Source organism: Erwinia sp. L03-1 (assembly GCF_058686115.1).
The window spans coordinates 2,301,119-2,323,291 of record NZ_CM178762.1; the positions used below are offsets into that span (position 1 = coordinate 2,301,119).

Here is a 22,173-nt window from a genome sequence, read left to right on the forward strand (position 1 = left end):
GTCACCCCGGCGACCCGCGCATCCAGGTCAATAATTTCATTGCTGCTCTGGAAGGTGCAATGCCCGTTCAGCAAAGTGTGTTGCCAGGCCACCTTTTGCCTGTTGCTTTATTCGGGTTGTCATCCTGACCTCGATTAATCGTGTCCGTAAGAGGATCTGACTGTCCAGCAGGAAGCCCTGGCGAAAATCGGTGTCCCTCCGGACCGGATTGATATCGACAGGAGGTTAACGGGATCAAACCGGCAGGGAGTAACTAAATGAGCGAAATGATTGTTTATTGAAAGTAATACATGCACAGGTATGCGATTAAGGTATTTTTAAAAGTAAAAGAGCTCAATCATGCCAGTATCATTGTTACAGCACAGAAAATTAGCCGGAATTCACCAGAATAAGCTTCAGAGGTATTCCACAACACAGGCTCAGAGCAAAGGCCCAGACCGCTCTGCCATCCCGGATGGAAAAATTCACTTCGAAAGTAGCATTCACACTGTCGTCAATTCTAATGATGAACTAAACCGAGTATCGCACCAGACTACAAATCCGAGACAGGGTATAGCAGCCCCGCTGCTAATGCTGCTAAGCCAGGTTCGGTTAGCTGATGGTAATAATTTAATCAGCACTCTCATGGTCCGTTTGATTTGGAAAAAAGATTTTCAGCCAAAAGATGGGTTACAAATAAAGAACCCATCATGGTTTATCGGCAGGATAATCGTTCTTTGGATGAAGTAATAGCAGCAGGCGGCTTTCATCCCCAAAAGGAAAAACCAGGTACAATTGAGGACCATATGACTGGTTCACGTGATCAATATTCATATGTTTCCACATCAATTAAAAGGCTAAAAAGCGGATCTTATGGAAAATATGAATATGCTATCTACCTGCAACCACACCAGGGGGTCGATACAGCTGCAACCCTTGAGGTAAGTCACAGCATCCATTCTAAAAGTATTGAATTTGCCGTTCCGGGAATTATAACTCCAGGGCAAATAAAGGGATGGCGGAAGTGTAACTAAAACCGGACTGAGCGATGCCGATCATAACACCAATACCCCGCGACGGACGACGCCTGATGCAGAAAGCGATCCATAATTTACCACCGGAGTGGGGACAGGACATGCCCCACTCGAAACCGTACCAACCTTCAGGTGGTAATCAAGACCTCAATCATAATGTGTTTTCGGTTTCCATTTAATACCCCATTAAAAAACAAAAAAGGTTATTTTAATAGCATTGATTAATAAATAAAATAAACCCATACTCCATTTCAGCTTAAATGCGAAGGGTGTGATAAACAATGCTCTTTATAACTTACCAGTTATTTTTTATAAATCTATCTGTATAAAGTATTACATCGAATTATCAGATATAAGGATGCCGGAATGTCGAATCATATCATTATAGACAAGCAAGACGATCGTTATGAAACGCTTAAAAAAGGATTTAATTTAAGATGGCCTACGCAAGGAAAAGAAGGCGATTATATTTATATTTGTGATAGTGCTGAATCAGTTCACCGTTCCGCAAATGATGCGCTTGAAAAAGGTTACCGCATTACGATACGAAGTGGTGGACACTGCTACGAAGGCCTTGTATCTAATAAGCTGGAGGGTGAAGAACACCAGCCACTTGCTATCATCGATCTTAGCCTGATGACCGGTATGGAATTTAGTGAGGCGGGCGATGTTAACTCCCCTTACAATACCTGTGAGAAATATAAATTTCGCGCGGCGACGGGCAATCAGAACTGGGACGGTTACAACGCACTGTATAAAACAGCTAACCGAACAATTCCTGGCGGTTCATGTTACTCCGTGGGATCGGGTGGCCATATATGTGGCGGGGGCTACGGTCTACTTTCAAGACTGCATGGACTTACCGTAGACTGGTTAAGTGGTGTGGATATTCTTGTGCCTGACCTGAATGGCAAGGGACTGGTTTCAAAACATGTTAGCCTGAACAGCACGGGCACTGAACGTGACCTTTTTATCGCCTGCCGCGGTGGCGGCGGCGGCAACTATGGCATTATTCTCAATTATTATTACAAAGATCTACCTCACGCTCCCCGTCAGGCCTATCTGCTCACACTTTCATGGCCATGGGCAAGTTTCACCAAAGAAAAGCTAAAACATTTTCTTAAGGAATACTGGCGCTGGTTTAAAGAGAACGATCGGCACTGGAACAGTAGCGATCCTGCGCTGGCTAATGGTGGGCTTTTTACGCTACTCAAGTTACAGCATCGCTCTACCGGTGATATTAGTTTGTTGATCCAGTATACAGGAACTAACGGGCGGGTTGATGCGCTTAATCAGACCGCGCCACTGATAGATTTTGTTCACCACATGAATAGCGCCGCGGGGACCAATGCTTATGTCGCTTCCATGGAAAACTCGTGGGGGCCGGTGACCAGGCTTCAGGGGAAAGAGGCCAGATTAAGCAACCCACTCAAAGATGCGCGTTTAATGGATTGGTTGTATTTAACTCAAACTATAAACGGTTCAGGTAGCAACCAGTTCGGAAAATATAAATCTTTTTATCAAATAGAGAATTTTACCGACGTTGAAGTTGATGCAATATGGACTCACTTTAATCAGACCGGTCAGACACATCTTAACCAGGCTCTATTACAAATTGACTCATATGGTGGTTGCGTTAACACAAATGATGAGGTCAGTAATCCCACGGCGGTACATCAGCGACATTCACTATTGAAATCACAGCTGCAGGCTTACTGGACAGACCCGATTAATGAAGATAAGTGTATACGCTGGTGTCAGGATTTTTTTAACGACTTTTTTTCGCCGCAGAATGGTAAGCCCTTTAGCGATAATCAGCGCTATGAAGGTTGTTTTATTAATTATCCTGACGTGGATATGCGGTATATCAGTAATCAACCCGGCACTACAGATACGCGCTGGCTGGAGCTTTACTATGGAGACAAAGTAAATATGCTGATCAATACTAAACGAGCCGTTGATCCTGAAAATATTTTCCGAAGCGAAATGTCAATACCGGTCTCACATCCTTAGCATTTAAAGTAGTCATTCAGTTCACTGTAGATTTAACGTTAATCGTCAGGTCCGGCAGAGATAGCGGGCCTGACGTTGAAGAAGCAGCTTATCAGAAGACATAATTAAGCGAATAGCTGCATAAAAACCCCGCAAAATTTACATCCTGATACACACCACAGGACCAATCACACGTCTGGCTTTATAGCACACCCTCAGGCTTTGCTACACTCACTGCCGATGTTAATGGAATCTGAGGTAACGAATGAAAATCAAAAGCTACGCAGCAATGGAAGCCGGAAAGGCGCTGGAACTGTATGAATACGAACCCGGCGAGCTTAGCGCAGAAGAAGTTGAGGTAGCGGTTGAATACTGCGGCGTGTGCCATTCCGATTTATCGATGATCGATAACGAGTGGGGCATTTCACGCTACCCGACCATTGCCGGTCATGAGGTGGTGGGTCGCGTAACCGCGCTGGGCGAAGCGGCTAAAGAGAAGGGCCTTTCGCTTGGCCAGCGCGTGGGTATTGGCTGGACGGCGAAAAGCTGCCAGCACTGTGACGCCTGTATTAATGGTCACCAGGTCAACTGTGAGAACGGCACGACACCGACCATCCTTAATCATGGTGGTTTTGCTGAGAAGCTGCGCGCCGACTGGCAGTGGGTCATCCCGCTGCCGGAAAAACTGGATGTCGAAAGTGCCGGCCCGCTGCTGTGCGGGGGGATCACCGTCTTTAAACCGCTGCTGATGAGCAATATCACCGCTACCAGCCGCGTGGGTGTTATCGGTATCGGTGGCCTGGGCCACATCGCGATCAAAATTCTGCGCGCGATGGGAGCCGAAGTGGTCGCATTCAGCTCCACGCCGGGCAAAAAGCAGTCAATTCTGGATATGGGTGCCGATGAGGTGATTAATAGCCGCGATCCGGAAGCGCTGAAAAATCAGGCAGGCCGTTTCGATCTGATCCTCAGCACCGTGGCGGTCGATCTGGACTGGAAACCTTACTTTGATGCACTGGCTCCGCAGGGTAAATTCCATACCGTTGGTGCCGTCATGAAGCCGTTCCAGGTCAGCGCCTTCGATCTGATTACCGGAGATAAAGCCCTGACCGGCTCATCAACCGGCTCGCCGGGCCAGCTTCGCTCATTGCTGAAACTGGCATCGCGTGCGGATATCGCGCCGCAGGTAGAGTTCTTCCCTATGTCGAAAATTAACGACGCGCTGGAGCACGTCCGCGCCGGAAAAGCGAATTACCGCGTGGTACTTAAAGCGGATTTCTGACGATTGTCCTGACAATGCGTTAAGATAAACTGAAGCCAGCGCGGTTATGCGCTGGCCTTTTTTATCGCCAGTAGTCAGAAGAGTTTTTTTTCGCACCCCTGGTGGATCCATTTTTCACTTATTCAGGACGTTTATGAACACGCACGCTTCCAAAGATCCTTTACACGGCGTTACGCTGGAAATGCAGATTAACGCGCTGGTAGCAAAATATGGCTGGGGAGAGCTGGGTCGTCGCATCAATATTAACTGCTTCAAAAGCGATCCCAGTGTTAAATCCAGCCTGAAGTTTCTGCGCCGTACCCCCTGGGCGCGTAAGGAAGTGGAAGATCTGTATCTTACGATGCTTAACGCGGGCAGTAAAAAAGCTGCCGTAACACCCGTCGACAGTCCCTGGGCATCCGCAAAATCATCTAACCTGGCATAAAGTGGCTCCCACGCTGGCGCTGAATTATCCTGACCGGGTCAGCCGCTGCATATTCATTGATATTGCGCCGACGGCGACCCTGTATGCACTGACGGATAAAGCATTCGCCACGCGTTATTTCTGGTGGTTTTTTCTTATTCAGCCTGCACCGCTGCCTGAGAAAATGATTGGTCAGGATCCGGCATTTTTTCTACGCCAGCATATTAATGCGCACAATAAAACGCCAGATGCCACCGAACCTGCTATTTTTGCCGATTATCTGCGCTGTTATCAGCACCTGGCAGGAGAAGGCCAGAGAGGTAACGGGCGTGGGGTTTCCCTGTGTTCATTCTCCCCAGGAAGAGCTCCCCGGGGAATTGCTGGGGCATCTGCTGCCGTTCCTCAGAAGGAATAACTAGCAAAGAGAATTGTGAAGAAATATGGCCAGACTTTCTGCGTTTTTTCAGCACAGTGATTAAATATTGCAATCTGGTGGGTGCTCTGCACCGTTATAAATGATGAAAATCAGCAGGCTGACTAAATTAAGCGGGCTTGCTTCCCAATATTATCTTTTTAAGATTAATCTGCGAAATAGCGGCGGTCTCGCTTAGGAATAATCTGCGTAATTATCTCTCTGTTAAAATTGTTGGGAGGCTTTTTGTAAGCTTTTCTTAATACAATGGCGAAATCATTCAGGAGGAACTACGTTTTATCAGGTTATCAGTAACGTCATGATGCGATGGCAATATGATGGCAATATACAGGAGAGAATTATGAAAGCGGTTATTTACAATGGCCCGTACGATGTTTCCGTGAAGGATGTGCCGGATGCAAAAATTGTCAAACCCACTGATGCCCTGATTCGTGTTACCACCACCAATATTTGTGGCTCCGACCTGCATATGTATGAGGGACGAACCAGTTTTGAGCAGGGCCGTATTCTTGGTCATGAAAATATGGGCCAGGTTATTGAGGTCGGCAGCGGCGTTGAGCGCGTGAAAGTAGGCGATTATGTCTGTCTGCCGTTCAATATTGGCTGTGGCTTTTGTGAAAACTGTGAAAAAGGCCTGACCGGCTATTGCCTGACCGCCAATCCTGGCACAGCAGGCGCGGCCTATGGTTTTGCAGAGATGGGTTCCTGGGAAGGCGGGCAGGCAGAGCTGCTGCGCGTGCCTTTTGCAGACTTTAACTGCCTGACGCTGCCGCAAGATGCGGTCGAAAAAGAGGACGATTACGTCATGCTGTCCGATATCTTCCCCACTGGCTGGCATGCAACAGAGCTGGCAGGACTGCGGGCAGGTGAAAGCGTGGCGATTTACGGTGCCGGACCGGTTGGCCTGATGGCGGCTCACTCAGCCCTGATCAAAGGCGCGGCCAGTGTTTACGTTGTCGATACCCATCCCGATCGCCTGGCGCTGGCTGAGAAAATGGGCGCGACCGCGATCAATGCGGTAGGTGATGAGGCGGTGCAAAAGATCCTGGACCTGACCGAAGGCAGAGGAACGGATCGCGGCTGTGAATGCGTAGGCTATCAGTGCTGCAACAAGCACGGTAAAGAGGATAATAGCGCAACCATGAACAGCCTGGTCGCATCGACCAGGGCCACAGGCGGTATTGGCGCCGTGGGCGTATTTGTGCCACAGGATCCGGGTGGCAGCACCGATCTGGCGAAGGAAGGGAAGATGCCGTTCGATTTCGGCAGCTTCTGGTTTAAAGGCCAGACACTGCGCACCGGTCAGGCGAACGTAAAAGCCTATAATCGTCAGCTTGCCAACCTTATCCATAAAGGAAAAGCCAATCCGGCACAGATTATTTCCCAGCGTCTGAAGCTGGCCGATGCGGCAGAGGGCTACAAGCATTTTGATGCCCGCGATAAAGACTGGACTAAGGTAATCCTTAAACCTTAAGAGGCTTCAGGGTTGAGGTTTCCTGTCTACAGGAGCTGATATCCGCGTTCAGGCGTACAAACCCTCTGAGTAGTTACTCCTCAGAGGGTTATCTCACGACCTCCTCGTTATGAGTGTCAATCATCCCTGAACTGGGGCTACCCCAAAAAACGTTTAATATTAGATGTTTTTCTATTTATAACAGCAGATTATGAGGGTTATTATTGGGTGATTACTTTGCCTGTGGAACAGGCTGAGGCCAGGGTAGCTTCTACCCTATATTTCTGACCTGCCGCCGTGGTGTGCTCACAGAGGGAAGCTGAAAGCATGGGGAAGTACACGCCGATACCGCATGACGCAGCATTTAAGGCATTTCTGACCCACCCGGATACCGCCAGGGATTTCATTACTCTCCATCTGCCGCCAGAACTGCGTGCGATCTGCAACCTGTCTACCCTGAAGCTTGAATCGGGTAGCTTTGTTGAAGACAACCTGCGCGCTTATTACAGTGACGTGCTTTACAGCCTCAAAACCTGTGCCGGTGATGGCTACATTCACGTGCTTATTGAACACCAGTCAACACCCGACAGGCACATGGCTTTTCGTTTGATGCGCTATGCGATAGCGGCAATGCAGCGCCATCTGGACGCCGGGCATAAAAAGCTACCGCTGGTTATCCCTGTGTTGTTTTACACAGGCCGGCGTAGCCCGTATCCTTTTTCTACCGACTGGCTGCATGAGTTTGATGATCCCGGGTTGGCCGGTAATCTTTATGGCGGGGCTTTTCCACTGGTAGACGTTACGGTTATTCCTGATGATGACATCATGAATCATCGCAGCATGGCGGCTCTCACGCTGCTGCAAAAACATATTCACCGCCGTGACCTGAGCGATTTGTTGGATCAGCTATCAACAGCGTTGCTGGCCAGCAACCTGACGGGACAACAACTGATTTCGCTGATAAACTATCTTGTACAGGCGGGTGAGACGGATGACGCTGAAGCCTTTGTACGCAACCTGGCACAAAAAGTGCCGCAGCATGAGAACGAATTGATGACCATTGCACAACAGCTGGAACAGAAGGGCATTGAGAAGGGCATTGAGAAGGGCATTGAGAAGGGTATGCAGCTCGGTGAGCAAAAAGGAAAGCTGGACGTTGCACGTAACCTTCTTAAAGCGGGCATGCCGCTGCATTCGGTAAAAGATTTGACTGGTCTCTCTGATGATGAACTGGAACAAATTCGCCACTGAGTACGTTATCCTGTGATCCCAACCACTTTATGCCGGGCAACTGATGTTCCCGCTGCATAAATACTACGATGCATATCACATTTAGCCTCGATAAGTTTACATTCTGCTAACAAACTCATTCGATTTTGCCGATAACCCGATAACCTCCCAAAGAGATTATCGCTATGCTGAAAAATATCCGTCTCACCACTCTACTGCTGGTTTCAGGTTTGTGCCTGCTGGGGGTTTTTCTCGCCTCTGCACTGCTCAGCGCACATTATTTGCAGCGTAGCGCCAGTTCTCTTAAAAACCTGAACCGTGAGGTATCAGCCACTCTGGGCGTGGCCGATACCACTAACTGGATGCGGGCAGCCCGAACCACGCTGCTTGCTGCGGTGCCCCACGTGACGGAAAGCGACCCTCAGGCGCTCAACAGCGCGCTGAAGCAGGCGCGCTTCTATTATGATGGTGGTATGAAATTTATGGTGGCCTATCAGGCGGCGCCGAAAATGCCCGGGGAGCAGCCGCTGGCAAATGAGCTGGCCACACGCTATGCGGACTATACCGGGCAGGGCGTCAGTGCGCTGTTCACTGCATTGGAGAAAAAGGATGTCCCGCTTTTCCTGCAACTGGCGGGTACCCGGGTGGTAGCGCTGGATGAAGCCTACCGTGTACCGCTTGATAAGGTTATCGCTCTGCATAAACAGGCTTCAGTCGAAATCACGCAGCAGGCAGATCGCGATAGCTGGACAGCCCGCCTTGCCGCGATACTCTCATTCGGTCTGTTTATTCTTACCGGCCTGGTGATTGCGATGCTGCTGCGGCGCGTGCTGATAGCACCACTGCGTCGGGCAGGAGAAGTGGCGACGGCAATAGGTGAAGGCGATCTGACCTCCCGCTTCCCGCCCGCCCGCAATGATGAAGTGGGCAGGTTGTTACAGGGGCTGGAAGGGATGCAGCGGAGCCTGAATACGCTGATGGGCGAAATAGTGCAGGGCGTCGGAGAAGTCGCGCGCGTCACCGCGCAAATCAGCGACGGTAATCACAGCCTTTCCAGCCGCACCGAGCAGCAGGCCGCTGCGCTGGAGGAGACCGCGGCCAGTATGGAACAGCTCTCTTCTACCGTGACCCTGAACGCGGCGAATGCGGATGTGGCAAGCGGCGCGGCGGCATCGGCATCGGCCACCGCCCGTCAATGCGGAGAAGCCATGCAGGATGTGGTTCGCAGCATGAGCGATATTCGTACCAGCGCCACGGCCATCAGCGAAATCACCTCGGTGATTAATGGCATTGCTTTCCAGACCAATATTCTGGCGCTGAACGCCGCCGTTGAAGCTGCGCGGGCGGGCGAGCAGGGACGGGGTTTTGCGGTTGTCGCTAATGAGGTTCGCACGCTGGCGCAGCGCAGTACGCACTCAGCGCGTGAGATTGAAAAGCTCATTGCCGATTCAAATCTGAACGTCAAACAGGGAGAAGAGAAGGTTGCGCTGGTCACACGCACGACCGAAGAGATTATCACCTCTGTGACCGGCGTGACCTCGCTGATGAGTGAAATTGCGTCTGCCTCCTCTGAGCAGAGCAAGGGCATCAGTCAGATTGGCGTGGCGGTCACCGAAATGGACAGCGTCACCCAGCAAAATGCTACCCTGGTGCAGGCCTCGGCGACGGCAACCACCATCCTGGAGGAGCAGGTGCAGTCACTGACCGGCATTATCAGTCGTTTCCACCTGCAGGTTTAGTAACTAAATAAAACGGTTTTCAACATTAATAATTAATTAACTAAAAAACAACCAACCATTAAGTAACAATATTTTAATATTCCGGGGATATTTTTAACCCTTTTAGACAAAAGTGTAGAACCCTGATGACTAAAGCAACAAAACTCGCCACCACGCTTTCGCTGGCAGCGCTACTGGTCTGTACTGCCACCCGCGCAGAAACTGCGCCAGAAAAAACGGATGTACTGCTTATCGGTGGCGGTATTATGAGCGCGTCCTTAGGGACCCTGCTCGAAACGTTACAGCCGGGCTGGAAACAGCTGATGGTGGAAAAACTCGACGGTGTGGCCCTTGAGTCTTCTAACGGCTGGAACAACGCGGGCACGGGTCACTCTGCTAACATGGAGCTGAACTATACGCCGGAGCGTCCGGATGGCACGATTGATTTCAGTAAGGCTCTGGAAATCAACGAAGCCTTTATGATTTCCCGGCAGTTCTGGACCACTCAGGTGCGTAACGGCGTGCTGAGCAATCCACACTCCTTTATCAACTCGACGCCGCATATGAGTTTTGTCTGGGGTGACAAAAACGTTGAGTTCCTGACTAAGCGTTACGCGGCCCTGCAAACCACCACGCTGTTCCAGGGGATGAAGTTCTCTACCGACCATAAGCAGATTGAGCAGTGGGCGCCATTAATTATGGAAGGACGCGATCCGCAGCAGAAAGTCGCGGCGACGTGGACGCCGGTAGGCACCGATGTTAACTACGGTGAGATAACCCGGCAGCTGGTAGGCAGCCTGAAAAAGAATGATAACTTTACGCTGAAAACCTCGGCGGAAGTGACGGAATTTAAGCGTAACGACGACAACTCCTGGCACGTGACCTACAAAGATGTGAAAAGCGGCGAGCAACACGTTGTCGATGCAAAATATGTCTTTATCGGCGCGGGTGGGGGGGCACTGAAGCTGCTGCAAAAAACCGGCATTCCGGAAGGCGAAAACTATGCCGGCTTCCCGGTAGGCGGCTCATTCCTGGTGACCGAAAATCCGGCTATCACCAGCCGTCATCAGGAGAAAGTGTACGGTCAGGCTTCGGTAGGCGCACCGCCGATGTCCGTGCCACATCTTGATGCCCGTTATCTCGATGGCAAGCGCGTGGTGCTGTTTGGGCCGTTTGCGACCTTTTCAACTAAATTTCTCAAAAATGGCTCGCTGTTTGATCTGCTGAGCACCACCACCAGCCATAATGTTATCCCCATGACCCACGTGGGTATGGATAACTTCGACCTGGTGAAATATCTGGTCGGGCAGGTGATGTTGACCGACGAGGACCGCTTCGAATCGCTGAAGGAGTACTATCCCGATGCGAAGAAAGAGGACTGGAAACTGATTCAGGCCGGGCAGCGCGTGCAGATCATTAAAAAGGACGCGGATAAGGGCGGCGTGCTCAAGCTGGGTACTGAAATTGTCACCGATAAACAGAAAACCGTGGCGGCACTGCTTGGCGCATCCCCGGGCGCCTCTACCGCCGCGCCAATTGCGATTAACGTGATTGAGAAACTGTTCCCCGAGCAGTTTAAGTCGCCTGAGTGGCAGAGCAAAATACGCTCAATTGTGCCGAGCTATGGTCAGAAGCTGAATGGCAACGTTGCCCTGACGCAGAAGGTCTGGGACGATACCGCCTCCACGCTACAGCTGACTAAGCCGCCGGTGATTCAGATGGGTGATAAAGCCAGCGACGCACCAGCTGACGCTGGTCAGCAGAAAAAAGCGGCTGCGGCCGGGCATGATATGGCGCTGTAAGCCTAACGACCTTCCGGGGTGCCGTCGCTAAAAAACGCCCGCAGGATTATTCCCTGCGGGCGTTTTTTTATATCAGTCTTTTTGTCTGAGGTGTATCTTTGTTGATTTATTATCATGGAAATACAGATGTTTATAAACAGAAGCAATCAGATTAATATATATAAGGATTCTATCTACACCGCATTATTAAAAAAAATAAACAATAAATCATTTTCTGATAAAACGCTTGAGAAACTGGTGAAGATTTCAAACACCTCTTTGGGTCTGACAAAATTGGAAGCAAAAAAGATATTTTTTAAAAATGACCTGGTCGATAAAGGTGCCCTTCGGCAAAGCTGGCTTTTGAGCTAAAAAAGGCGCTTCCACAGGTTTCCAACGATGAGCTGCGTGATAAAATAAATAAATTTATCTTCAACTGTAATGCTAGCGCTCCTGTCGTTCATCTTAAAAACAGAACTTCGACCACCGGCGTAATAAGAGTTATGAGTGCAGGTGAGTTTGTTAAGGAGTATTCGCATAAGATTGGTGAAACCATCGGCAAAGGAGGTGAAGCTATCGTAGTTAATGACAGTCAGGATAATAATAAAGTAATAAAAATCTTCTTCGATGATACCAGTCCGGAAGAAATAAACAATCAGGTCAGGGCGTTCGAAAAATTTTATGGAGAAAAATCAGCGGAGGCTTTATTTGGAAGAGCTATCCACATGGATAAAATTAAGGGCGTTCCCTTATCTCAAATAAAAGAGTTCCCCGCCAATGCTGCTGACAGGTTCCTGAGTCTGCTCATTGAAATGAATTCAAAAGGATGCCCACCCTCGGACCTGTCAGAAAACAACTTTCTCTATGATAAAGCAGAGAATAAGTTCTCTCCGGTTGATATTTCCCTGAGCGATAGCAATGAGATTGACAGGTCTGGTGTCGCGTACCTTCTCGATTATATAAAGGGAAAATCCACCTATTAATGATTTTAACCCTCAGCGCAGCACCCGCGGTCCTGAAGCAAAAAAAAAGCCTGAGTCCGGCTACATGCCGAATCCAGGCCCTCAAGCCCCTTAACTTATCGGGGGCCATTCAGTCCCCGTTAAGAGTGGGTGCTTCATAAAGCGGCTGCTGCTACGCGCCAGGCAGCTGTCCGGCGGTGCGCTCAACCAGCGTCAGCAGGACTTTGATATCCTCCAGCGTGACGGTTGGGTTTAGCAGCGTCAGTTTCAGGCAGGTGACACCGTTAAATTCGGTGACGCCCACGTTGGCGCGGCCCGACTCCAGCAGGGCATCGCCAATCCGCTGATTAAGCAGCGCGACGGCGGCATCGTTATGACTGCCTGCCTGCTCCGGCGAGCGATAGCGGAACAGCACGCTGGCCAGCTGTGGCGGCATCACTAATTCGAGCGAGCTCTGCTCGCTGACGTAACCGGCAACCTGCTGCGCCAGCGTCACGCCGTGATCGATAATGGCCGCGTACTGCTGCTGTCCCAGCGCTTCCAGACCCATCCACAGTTTTAACGCATCAAAACGGCGGGTAGTTTGCAGCGATTTGGAAACCAGATTCGGTACGCCCTGGGCTTCATCGAACTCGGAGTTCAGATAGGCAGCCTGATAGCGCATCAGCTCGTAGTGGCGCTCATCTTTCAGCAGGAAAGCGCCACAGCTAATGGTCTGGAAGAACTGCTTGTGGAAGTCCAGGGTAATGGAATCCACCAGGTCAATGCCGTCCAGATAATCACGATACTTTTCGGACAGCAACAGCGCGCCACCCCAGGCCGCATCGACGTGAACCCAGATCTGGTGTTCTGCCGCCAGCGTGGCAATGCTGCGCAGCGGATCGATAGCACCGGCATCGGTGGTACCTGCCGTGGCGACAATGGCCAGGATCTGCTCACCCCGGGCCTTCGCCTGCGTGATTTTCTCTGCCAGATCGTTCACGTCCATCCGCGCCAGCGCGTCGGTTTTCACCAGCGTGACCGACTGGTAGCCCAGGCCCAACAGCGCCATGTTCTTCTGCACCGAGAAGTGTGCGTTTTCAGAACATAACACCCTGATTTTGCGCAGGTCGCCGACCAGGCCATCCTGCTGAATAGCATGGCCCTGACGCGCAAAGAAGGCATCGCGTGCCAGCATCAGCCCCATCAGGTTGCTCTGCGTACCGCCGCTGGTAAAGACGCCCGCCTCACCGTGCGGGAACCCGACCAGTCCGCGCAGCCATTCAATCAGCTTCATCTCAATGATGGTGGCGGAAGGGCTCTGATCCCAGGAGTCCATGCTCTGGTTGCTGGCGTTGATCAACACTTCCGCCGCCTGGCTGACCACCAGGGAAGGGCAGTGCAGATGCGCCACGCACTGCGGATGATGCACCGACAGGCTGTCTTTCAGAAAGTATTCAATCGCGCGCTCAATGGCGACCTGGTTGCCCAGGCCCTGAGGATTAAAATCCAGCGCGATGCGCTCACGCAGTTCAGCGACGGTTTTGCCCTGATACATCTCAGGCTGCTTAAGCCACTCGACCACCGCCTGACTGCTCTGCGCAATCGCCTGCTGGTAGGCTTCGATACTCTGCGCAGAGCCTGCCAGAATTGGGTTTGACCCGGACATGACAATTACTCCACTCAGACTGGTTGAACGCCGGCCGCTAACAGGGCCTGTTCAAATTTTTCCAGGAAAATACCCAGCTCATCATTGCTGATCAGCAGGGAAGGCAGCAGACGCAATACGCTACCGTGACGGCCACCGCGCTCCAGAATTAAGCCGGCTTCAAAGCATTTCTTCTGTAACAGAGCAGACAGCTCGCCGTCGGCAGGGTAGCTACCCATATGGTCCGGCGCTTCGCCCGGCTTCACGATCTCGATACCGATCATCAGGCCCAGCCCGCGAATATTGCCCATTACCGGATAACGCGCCTGCAGTTCCGCCAGGCGTGCTTTCAGCCACTCGCCCTGCGCCGCGACTTTGTCAGCAATCTGATTATCTTTCAGCAGCTGAAGCGTCTTAAGGCCGGTGGCCATCGCCAGCTGGTTGCCGCGGAAGGTACCGGTATGGTGACCGGGTTCCCAGGCATCGAACTGCTTTTTGATGCCGAGCACGGCCAGAGGCAAGCCGCCACCGACGGCCTTGGACATGACGATGATGTCCGGCTCGATACCGGCGTGCTCAAAGGCAAAAAACTTCCCGGTACGCGCAAATCCGGCCTGAACCTCGTCCAGAATCAGCAGAATGCCGTGCTCCTGGGTCACCTTACGAATGCGCTGGAGCCACTCGATCGGTGCCGGGTTAACGCCGCCTTCACCCTGAACCGCTTCGAGGATCACCGCTGCAGGTTTGCGCACGCCGCTTTCAACATCGTTAATCAGATTCTCGAAGTAGTAGGTTAACGCGTTAACCCCGGCTTCACCGCCGATGCCCAGCGGGCAGCGATAAAGATGCGGGTAAGGCATAAACTGCACTTCCGGCATCATGCCGTTGATCGCTTCTTTCGGTCCCAGGTTACCCGTTACCGCCAGCGCGCCATGCGTCATACCGTGGTAGCCGCCGGAAAAGCTGATTACGCCGGTGCGGCCGGTGTGCTTTTTCGCCAGCTTCAGCGCCGCTTCCACTGCATCGGCACCTGAAGGACCACAGAACTGCAGGCAATACTCTTTACCCTGGCCGGGTAAGAGAGAGAGCAGATAAGCCGAGAACTGATCTTTTAACGGCGTAGTCAGATCGAGAGTATGTAACGGCAAGCCGCTGGTAATGACATTTTGGATGCTTTGCAGAATATCAGGATGATTATGGCCCAGCGCCAGCGTACCTGCGCCCGCCAGGCAATCAAGATATTGATTATTCTCAACATCGGTGATCCACACGCCCTGTGCTTTCGCAATGGCTAACGGCAGCTTACGGGGGTAGCTCCTGACATTCGATTCAAATTCAGCTTGTCTGGCTAAAAAGGTTTCATTGTTTCCGTTTAATGAATTCGCACCTAAAGTATCAATACGGACTTTATCCGTCATCATATCACTCCTACAACCGGGGGGTCTGAGAACGCCTGGGTTGAATAATTGAATTAAGTTAGTCGTTGCCATAAATAAAGCGCGGCCAATATAGGGCTTTTCAGGTTATGACTCAATGATTTATTTTGATTAAATTTTGCCCCTCTTTCCCCTTTCTAATCAGAGGGTTGTTCCGTAATTAAAATGCCCGTCTCAGGTAAGCGCACGACCTGAAACAGACGGTTACCTTAAAGTACGGGTTGTAAGGAATAGTCTATGATTGTTCTTCGGGCGGCCGTCCGATGACAGCTGCCCAACAGCCACAAATTTTAACGGTTTATACTGGCATCACCTGAACAACAAACGGGCGATGGCGCCCATTGCTCACTTACGGGTTAAACGAGGCAATCGAATGGCGTCAGGGAAATTTACGAAAAGTTGGGGCGCGGAATACGTCGGCGCGGGTGAAGTCCGTTTTCGTCTCTGGGCGACCGGACAGAAGAGGGTGACGTTAAGACTCTCAGGTAAAGACACAGAGATGGACCCGGCCGGCGACGGCTGGTTTGAAGCGACATTACAGGGCGTTGCGCCGGGTGCGGAGTATAATTTTGTGCTTGCCGACGGCACGCAGGTGCCGGATCCCGCTGCCCGGGCACAAAAAGCAGATGTTAATGGCCCCTCGATAGTGATCGATCCACTGAGTTACCGCTGGCAAAACACCGCCTGGGCGGGGCGCCCATGGGAAGAGACGGTGGTCTACGAGCTGCATATTGGCACCTTCACGTCGGAAGGCACCTTTAACGCCGCCATTGAAAAGCTGCCTTACCTCGCCGCAACCGGCATCACGATGATCGAACTCCTGCCGGTGTCCCAGTTCGGCGGCGATCGTGGCTGGGGCTATGATGGTGTCCTGCTCTACGCACCACATTCTGCCTATGGCACACCGGATGATTTCAAAGCCTTCGTCGATGCTGCGCATGGCCATGGCCTTTCCGTGGTGCTGGATATTGTCCTGAATCATTTCGGGCCTGAGGGTAACTATCTGCCGCTGCTGGCACCGGACTTCTTCCATAAAGAGCGGATGACGCCGTGGGGCGCGGGCATTGCCTACGATGTCGATGCCGTCCGACGTTATATCGCCGAGGCACCGCTTTACTGGCTACAGGAGTATAACCTTGACGGCCTGCGCTTTGATGCCATCGACCAGATCGACGATCCCTCCGGGAAGCACATTCTCATTGAGATTGCTGAGCGCGTCCGCGCTGAAATCACCGACCGTCCCGTGCATCTGACCACCGAGGACAACCGCAACGTGATCTTCCTGCATCCGCGCGGGGAGGATGGCACCGTGCCGCTGTATAGCGGCGAATGGAACGACGACTTCCATAATGCCATTCACGTCTTTGCGACCGGCGAAACCCACGGCTACTATCGCGATTTTGCCCATCAGCCGGAAAAGCTGATTGCCCGCATCCTGACGGAAGGTTTCGCCTGGCAGGGTGAGGTTTCAGCGCAGACCGGCAAAAAGCACGGGGTTAAAAGCAGCGGTCAGCCGCCGCTGGCCTTTGTCGACTTTATTCAGAATCACGATCAGACAGGCAATCGCGCCAGGGGTGAAAGGCTGATTGAGCTTGCCGGAGCCGATCGCACCCAGATCCTACTGGCCACGCTGCTTCTCTCACCGCATATCCCGCTGCTGTTTATGGGTGAGGAGTATGGGGAAACGAATCCCTTCCTGTTCTTTACTGACTTTCATGGCGAACTTGCCAGGGCCGTGCGCGAGGGTCGCGCGAAGGAGTTTGAAGGGCATGCGGGTCATGAAGATGGCAGCGTTCCCGATCCTAGCGCAGAGCAGACGTTTGCCCTGTCCAAACTTGACTGGCGCAAACCAGAGAGCGACGAGGGGAAAAACTGGCTGGCGCTGACCCGCGAACTGCTGGCGCTACGGCAAAAGTCTGTTGTGCCGCTGCTTGCCACCGCTGGCGGCAACGCGGGCAGGGTGGTGAAAACCGCGGAGGGCTTTGTCGCCGTAAGCTGGGCCTTCCCACAGGGGACGCTCTCCCTGGCGCTGAATATTGGCGCGGCCGCCCAGCCGCTTCCTGACCAGCCAGGCGAGACAATCTTCGCCTGGCCTGAAGCCGGTGAAACGCTGCCGCAAAACAGCATTCTTGTACGATTAGCCCCGGGAGAGAGTAAATGACTATCCCAACGGCAACCTGGCGTATTCAGTTTCGCAACGGCATGACCTTTGACCGGGCCGCTGGCCTTGTACCCTATCTTAAGCGTCTCGGCATCAGCCACCTCTATGCCTCGCCGGTTTTTACGGCGACCTCTGGATCTGGCCACGGCTACGATGTGACCGATGCTAACGCCATTGACCCGGCGATTGGCGGGCGTGCAGGCTTTGACCGGCTGGTTAGGGTACTGAAGGAAGCAGGGCTTGGCCTGATTCTGGATATTGTACCGAACCATATGGCCGCCTCGCTGGAGAATGCGTGGTGGTATGACGTGATTGAGCACGGCGAAAAAAGCCGCTACGCCCGACATTTTGATATCGACTGGTCGCGCCCTCTGACCTTGCCCTTTCTTGGCGACTCGTTTGAGCAGGTACTGGAGAACGGGGATATCGCAGTCAAAGCCGATCCGCATACCGGCAAACCCGCGCTGGCCTGCTACGAGAGTTTTTATCCGCTGGCACCCGAAACCTGGCAGGGGCAGGAAACTGAGGTACTCGCGCTGACCGATAACGCCGGGATCGCTGCGCTCCATCAGCGTCAGCCCTGGCGACTGACGTCATGGCGGGATGCGGCGAGCGATCTCTCCTACCGCCGCTTTTTTGAGATAACCGGGCTGGCTGGCGTACGGGTGGAGGATCGCGCCGTGTTTGACGATACGCACCGGCTGATCCTGGAGCTGGTGCACTCCGGTGCGGTTGACGGGCTGCGCGTGGATCACGTCGATGGCCTGGCCGATCCGAAAGGGTATCTTGAGCGTCTTCGCCAGGAAGCCGGACCCGCTTGTTATATTACGGTCGAAAAAATTCTCGGCGAGGGCGAGCAGCTTCCCGCCGACTGGCCGGTTTCCGGCACCACGGGCTATGAATTTATCTCTTCGCTTTCCGACGTACTGGTGGATAACAGTGGGACAGGCAACCTGCGCAGGGCCTACGAACAGCAGGTCGGCAGGCCCGTGGCGATGGAGAGCGAACTGCGCGCGGCAAAGGTGCTGATGGCCGACAGGAATTTTGCCGGGGAGTTTAACCGACTCCTGCATCTCGCCCAGGACATTGCCACGCAGGAGGGGGGGACGCAAAGCGAAAGTCCCCTCCGCGCGGCACTGCGCGAACTGCTGGTTGCCTTTCCGGTGTATCGCACCTATGGCACCGCACAGGGACTACCTGAGGCCGACAGTGCGCTGCTGGACCGGGTGGTTGAAGCGGTCAGGAGCGGCGTTAATGCGCCGGACTCTCAGGCGGTCAATTTCATTGTCGGGATCCTGAAAGGTTGCCTCTCCGAGCCTGCATTAAGTGACGCCGTCACATTTCGCCTTCGCTTCCAGCAGCTTACTGGCCCGCTGATGGCAAAATCGGTAGAGGATACGCTGTTCTTCCGCCACGGCGTGAACCTCGGGCTCAACGAAGTGGGCGCGGATCCGCTGCCGCGCGACTTTTCGCCCGCCCGGTTTCATGCAGATATGCAGAGACGACTGGAACGGCAGCCGGACGCGATTTCATCCACCTCGACCCATGACACCAAACGCGGGGAAGATGCCCGCGCCCGCCTCTATGCGCTGACCGAAGCGCCGGGGCTTTGGGCCGGGTGCGTGGCACGCTGGAGCCAGATTAACCAGCATCATATCATCACGCTCGACGACGGTCCGGCACCTGAACCCGCAGTCAGATGGATGCTGTATCAGGCGCTGGCAGGCGCGTGGCCGGTTCGCCTGCGTCCGGAAGATAACGCGGGACTGGAGGCGCTTGAGGGGCGGTTTATCGCTTTTGTCGAAAAGGCGCTGCGCGAAGCCAAGCTGCGCACCGACTGGGGCAACAGCAATGCGCCCTACGAAGAGGCGGTGCTCAACTATGCCCGCCAGCTGCTTGCACCAGCCAGTCACGCCTTCCTGCACGATTTTACTGCCTCTCTGCAGCCCGTTATCCGTACCGGGCTGGTCAACGGCCTGACCCAGACCACGCTCAAACTTACCGCGCCCGGCGTGCCGGATATTTATCAGGGCAGCGAAACGCTGGACTTCAGCCTTGTCGATCCCGATAACCGCCGCGAGCCGGATTTCACCGCGCTTGAGCGGCTGGGGGAGGAAAACCTGTCGCTGACGCCGGACAGGGACTTCGATGGCCAGCTCAAGCAGCAGGTTATCGCCCGGCTGCTGCATCTGCGTCAGCAAATGCCGACCCTGTTTAGTCGCGGGGAGTATCTGCCGCTTAGCGCATCGGGTAACCGTGCAGAGAAAGTTATCGCTTTTGCCCGGGTGGGGCATGAGGCCGCGCTACTGGTTATCGCGCCGCGTCTGGTGTTTGATGCCGTTGACGGATCCGACCCGGGGCACCCTGCGGGCTGGACGCAGACGGAAATCATCCTGCCCGAGCGTCTCGCAAACCGACGCTACCGAAATGTTCTCAGCGGTGAAACCATTTCGCTGGTGGACCGATTGACTTTAACGGCGCTGGGTAACCTGTCGCCGCTGGTGCTGTTAAGTGATGAATTATCAGGAGTAGGGATAAATGTCTGACGGTAAACCTTTTGAAATTACGGCAGGATCCAGCCATCTTCCTGGTGCCACCGTCGATGAGGGCGGCGTCAATTTCGCCATCTTCTCGGCACACGCGGAGCGCGTTGAGCTGTGCCTGTTTGACGAAAGTGGCAAAACGGAAATCGCCCGGCTTACGCTACCGGAATATACCCACGAAGTATGGCACGGCTATGTGCCGGGTCTGAAGGCGGGCGCGCTCTATGGCTATCGCGTTCACGGCCCGTACGATCCGGAGAACGGTCACCGTTTCAACGCCAACAAGCTGCTTATTGACCCCTATGCACGCGAACTGGTCGGTGACGTTGAGTGGAATGATGCGCACTACGCTTATGACCTGCTGCATGAGGAGAAGGACCTCACCTTTGACGAGCGCGACAGCGCGCCCTTTATGCCTAAGTGCCGGGTTATCGATCCGAATGCCATTGACTGGCAGGACAATAACCGGCCCTCGGTGCCCTGGCCGAAATCCGTTATCTACGAAACCCATGTCAAAGGCTTCACCCAGCTTAACTCTGCGCTGCCCGTGGAGCTGCGCGGCACCTTTGAAGGGATGGGGCATCAGGCCTCGGTTGACTATATCAAGAGCCTGGGCATCACTTCGGTCGAACTTCTGCCGGTTCACTGGTTCCCCGATGACCAGCACCTGCTAGACAACGGACTGAAGAATTTCTGGGGCTACAATACCCTGGGCTTCTTTGCGCCCGCCTCACGCTATTTTGGTCCGAAGGGCATTCAGGGCTTCCGCGATATGGTACGTGCCTTCCACGACGCCGGTATAGAGGTGATTCTGGACGTGGTCTACAATCACACCGCAGAGGGGAACGAGCTGGGGCCAACGCTCTCTTTCAAGGGCATCGACAACTTCTCCTACTATCGCACGCTGCCAGACCAGCACCGCTATTACATTAATGACACCGGCACGGGTAATACCGTTAACACCTCGCACCCGCGCGTACTGCAACTGATCACCGACTCGCTGCGCTACTGGGCGGAAACCATGCATATCGACGGCTTTCGCTTTGACCTCGGGACCATTCTTGGCCGTGAACCGGAGGGCTTCGATCAGCGCAGCGGCTTTTTCGATGCCGTGATGCAGGATCCGGTGCTCTCCAGGCTAAAGCTGATTGGAGAACCCTGGGATATTGGCCCGGGAGGCTATCAGGTTGGCGGTTTCCCACCGGGCTGGGCCGAATGGAACGACAAATATCGCGATACGGTACGAGAATACTGGAAGGGCAATAACGTCTCGACGGACTTTGCCGCTCGCCTGCTGGGTTCCGGCGACCTTTACGATCAGCGTGGACGCCGGCCCTGGGCGAGCGTTAACTTCATTACCGCCCACGACGGGTTTACGCTAAACGATCTGGTTTCCTACAGCGAAAAGCACAATGAGGCGAACGGCGAAGATAACAACGATGGCCATAATGATAATCGCTCCGACAACTACGGGGCCGAAGGGCCAACCGACGACGAGGGCATTAATGCGGTACGTGAGCGGCAGAAGCGCAACTTCCTGACCACCATCTTCTTCTCACACGGTACGCCGATGCTGCTGGCGGGCGATGAGTTTGGCCGCAGCCAGATGGGCAACAATAACGGTTACTGTCAGGACAGCGAGGTTTCCTGGATCCACTGGGACAATCTGCCCGGGAGCAGTGATGCGCTGCGCGAATTTACCCGCCAGCTGATTACCCTGCGGGCCGCGCAGCCGCTGCTTCGCCGCGAGAACTGGCGCGACGGCATGGATATTAAATGGTTTAACGCCGGGGGCGGTTTTCAGCAGCCTGAGCAGTGGGATGAAGGATCAACGCTGGGCGTCTATCTCGGCCGCGAGGATTTACAGCAGGAGGAGGGTATCTGGCACGACGTGCTGATGCTGTTTAATCCCTTTGAAGGCAACGTCCCATTCCTGATCCCGCAGTTTGGCGAAGGGGGCTGGGTGCTTGAGCTGACCACTTTTGACAGCGCAAAGCGTGGCCTGGTCATCACGCGGGAGAAAGAGTTCGAGCTGGAGGGGCGCAGCATCGCCATCTTCCGAAGGCCGTAGCAGGGCGCGGATAGCCTCCGTCCTCTGTAAGGCCGTCACAGGGTACGCCTCACCGTCATTATCCCACC

General features: G+C 53.4%; 15 protein-coding genes and 1 pseudogene. 14 read left to right on the top strand and 2 right to left on the bottom strand.

Features of this window, described 5'->3' with window-relative positions; genetic code table 11:
- Positions 1 to 638: 638 nt before the first annotated feature.
- The 11 genes and pseudogenes from AC4PCC_RS10725 to AC4PCC_RS10775 all read left to right on the top strand — a co-directional run bounded on the left by AC4PCC_RS10725 (position 639) and on the right by AC4PCC_RS10775 (position 12,288).
- Positions 639 to 1,013, top strand: a complete 375-nt coding sequence (locus tag AC4PCC_RS10725) for a scabin-related ADP-ribosyltransferase (RefSeq protein ID WP_492127361.1) — start codon at positions 639 to 641, stop codon at positions 1,011 to 1,013.
- Between the two features lie 366 nt (positions 1,014 to 1,379).
- Positions 1,380 to 3,026: a BBE domain-containing protein gene (locus AC4PCC_RS10730; protein ID WP_492127362.1), complete on the top strand. Its 1,647-nt coding sequence runs from the start codon at positions 1,380 to 1,382 to the stop codon at positions 3,024 to 3,026.
- Positions 3,027 to 3,270: 244 nt separating this feature from the next.
- Complete coding sequence (gene ahr / locus AC4PCC_RS10735) at positions 3,271 to 4,287, top strand: NADPH-dependent aldehyde reductase Ahr (RefSeq protein ID WP_067701846.1); 1,017 nt, start codon at positions 3,271 to 3,273, stop codon at positions 4,285 to 4,287.
- Between the two features lie 133 nt (positions 4,288 to 4,420).
- Positions 4,421 to 4,711, top strand: a complete 291-nt coding sequence (locus AC4PCC_RS10740; protein WP_492127363.1) for a VF530 family protein — start codon at positions 4,421 to 4,423, stop codon at positions 4,709 to 4,711.
- Positions 4,680 to 5,109: pseudogene (locus AC4PCC_RS10745) on the top strand (alpha/beta hydrolase family protein); the annotation flags it as partial. The gene AC4PCC_RS10740 and the pseudogene AC4PCC_RS10745, both read left to right, overlap by 32 nt.
- A 354-nt stretch (positions 5,110 to 5,463) precedes the next feature.
- Positions 5,464 to 6,597: a glutathione-independent formaldehyde dehydrogenase gene (locus tag AC4PCC_RS10750; protein ID WP_492127364.1), complete on the top strand. Its 1,134-nt coding sequence runs from the start codon at positions 5,464 to 5,466 to the stop codon at positions 6,595 to 6,597.
- 306 nt (positions 6,598 to 6,903) lie between these two features.
- On the top strand, positions 6,904 to 7,827 hold the full coding sequence (locus tag AC4PCC_RS10755; protein WP_492127365.1) for an Rpn family recombination-promoting nuclease/putative transposase: 924 nt from the start codon (positions 6,904 to 6,906) through the stop codon (positions 7,825 to 7,827).
- Positions 7,828 to 7,991: 164 nt separating this feature from the next.
- Entirely contained in the window at positions 7,992 to 9,545 is a 1,554-nt protein-coding gene (locus AC4PCC_RS10760) for a methyl-accepting chemotaxis protein (protein WP_492127366.1), read from the top strand.
- Positions 9,546 to 9,670: 125 nt separating this feature from the next.
- Positions 9,671 to 11,326 (top strand): malate dehydrogenase (quinone), encoded by a 1,656-nt coding sequence (gene mqo / locus AC4PCC_RS10765; RefSeq protein ID WP_067701860.1) that lies wholly within the window; start codon positions 9,671 to 9,673, stop codon positions 11,324 to 11,326.
- 126 nt (positions 11,327 to 11,452) lie between these two features.
- Positions 11,453 to 11,677 (top strand): hypothetical protein, encoded by a 225-nt coding sequence (locus tag AC4PCC_RS10770; RefSeq protein ID WP_492127367.1) that lies wholly within the window; start codon positions 11,453 to 11,455, stop codon positions 11,675 to 11,677.
- Positions 11,678 to 11,808: 131 nt separating this feature from the next.
- Positions 11,809 to 12,288 carry an OspG family effector kinase gene (locus tag AC4PCC_RS10775; protein WP_492127368.1) on the top strand — a complete coding sequence of 160 codons (480 nt, stop codon included), beginning with the start codon at positions 11,809 to 11,811 and terminating at the stop codon, positions 12,286 to 12,288.
- Positions 12,289 to 12,439: 151 nt separating this feature from the next.
- On the opposite strand, the gene AC4PCC_RS10780 is transcribed toward AC4PCC_RS10775, so the two are convergent.
- Together AC4PCC_RS10780 and AC4PCC_RS10785 are read right to left on the bottom strand one after the other, a co-directional pair.
- On the bottom strand, positions 12,440 to 13,915 hold the full coding sequence (locus tag AC4PCC_RS10780; protein ID WP_492127369.1) for a pyridoxal phosphate-dependent decarboxylase family protein: 1,476 nt from the start codon (positions 13,913 to 13,915) through the stop codon (positions 12,440 to 12,442).
- A gap of 14 nt (positions 13,916 to 13,929) precedes the next feature.
- Complete coding sequence (locus AC4PCC_RS10785; RefSeq protein WP_067701866.1) at positions 13,930 to 15,312, bottom strand: diaminobutyrate--2-oxoglutarate transaminase; 1,383 nt, start codon at positions 15,310 to 15,312, stop codon at positions 13,930 to 13,932.
- Between the two features lie 391 nt (positions 15,313 to 15,703).
- On the opposite strand from AC4PCC_RS10785, the gene treZ reads away from it, so the two are divergent.
- From treZ to glgX, 3 genes are read left to right on the top strand one after another with little or no spacing between them, the layout of a single operon-like run.
- A complete protein-coding gene (gene treZ, locus AC4PCC_RS10790) occupies positions 15,704 to 17,491 on the top strand; it encodes a malto-oligosyltrehalose trehalohydrolase (protein WP_492127370.1) in 1,788 nt (595 codons plus the stop codon).
- Positions 17,488 to 20,037, top strand: coding sequence for a malto-oligosyltrehalose synthase (gene treY / locus AC4PCC_RS10795; RefSeq protein ID WP_492127371.1), 2,550 nt, complete (start codon positions 17,488 to 17,490; stop codon positions 20,035 to 20,037). Before treZ ends, treY begins: the two co-directional genes overlap by 4 nt.
- The gene (glgX, locus tag AC4PCC_RS10800; RefSeq protein WP_492127372.1) at positions 20,030 to 22,105 is read left to right on the top strand and encodes a glycogen debranching protein GlgX; all 2,076 of its coding nucleotides are present in this window, start codon (positions 20,030 to 20,032) and stop codon (positions 22,103 to 22,105) included. Before treY ends, glgX begins: the two co-directional genes overlap by 8 nt.
- Positions 22,106 to 22,173: the final 68 nt, after the last annotated feature.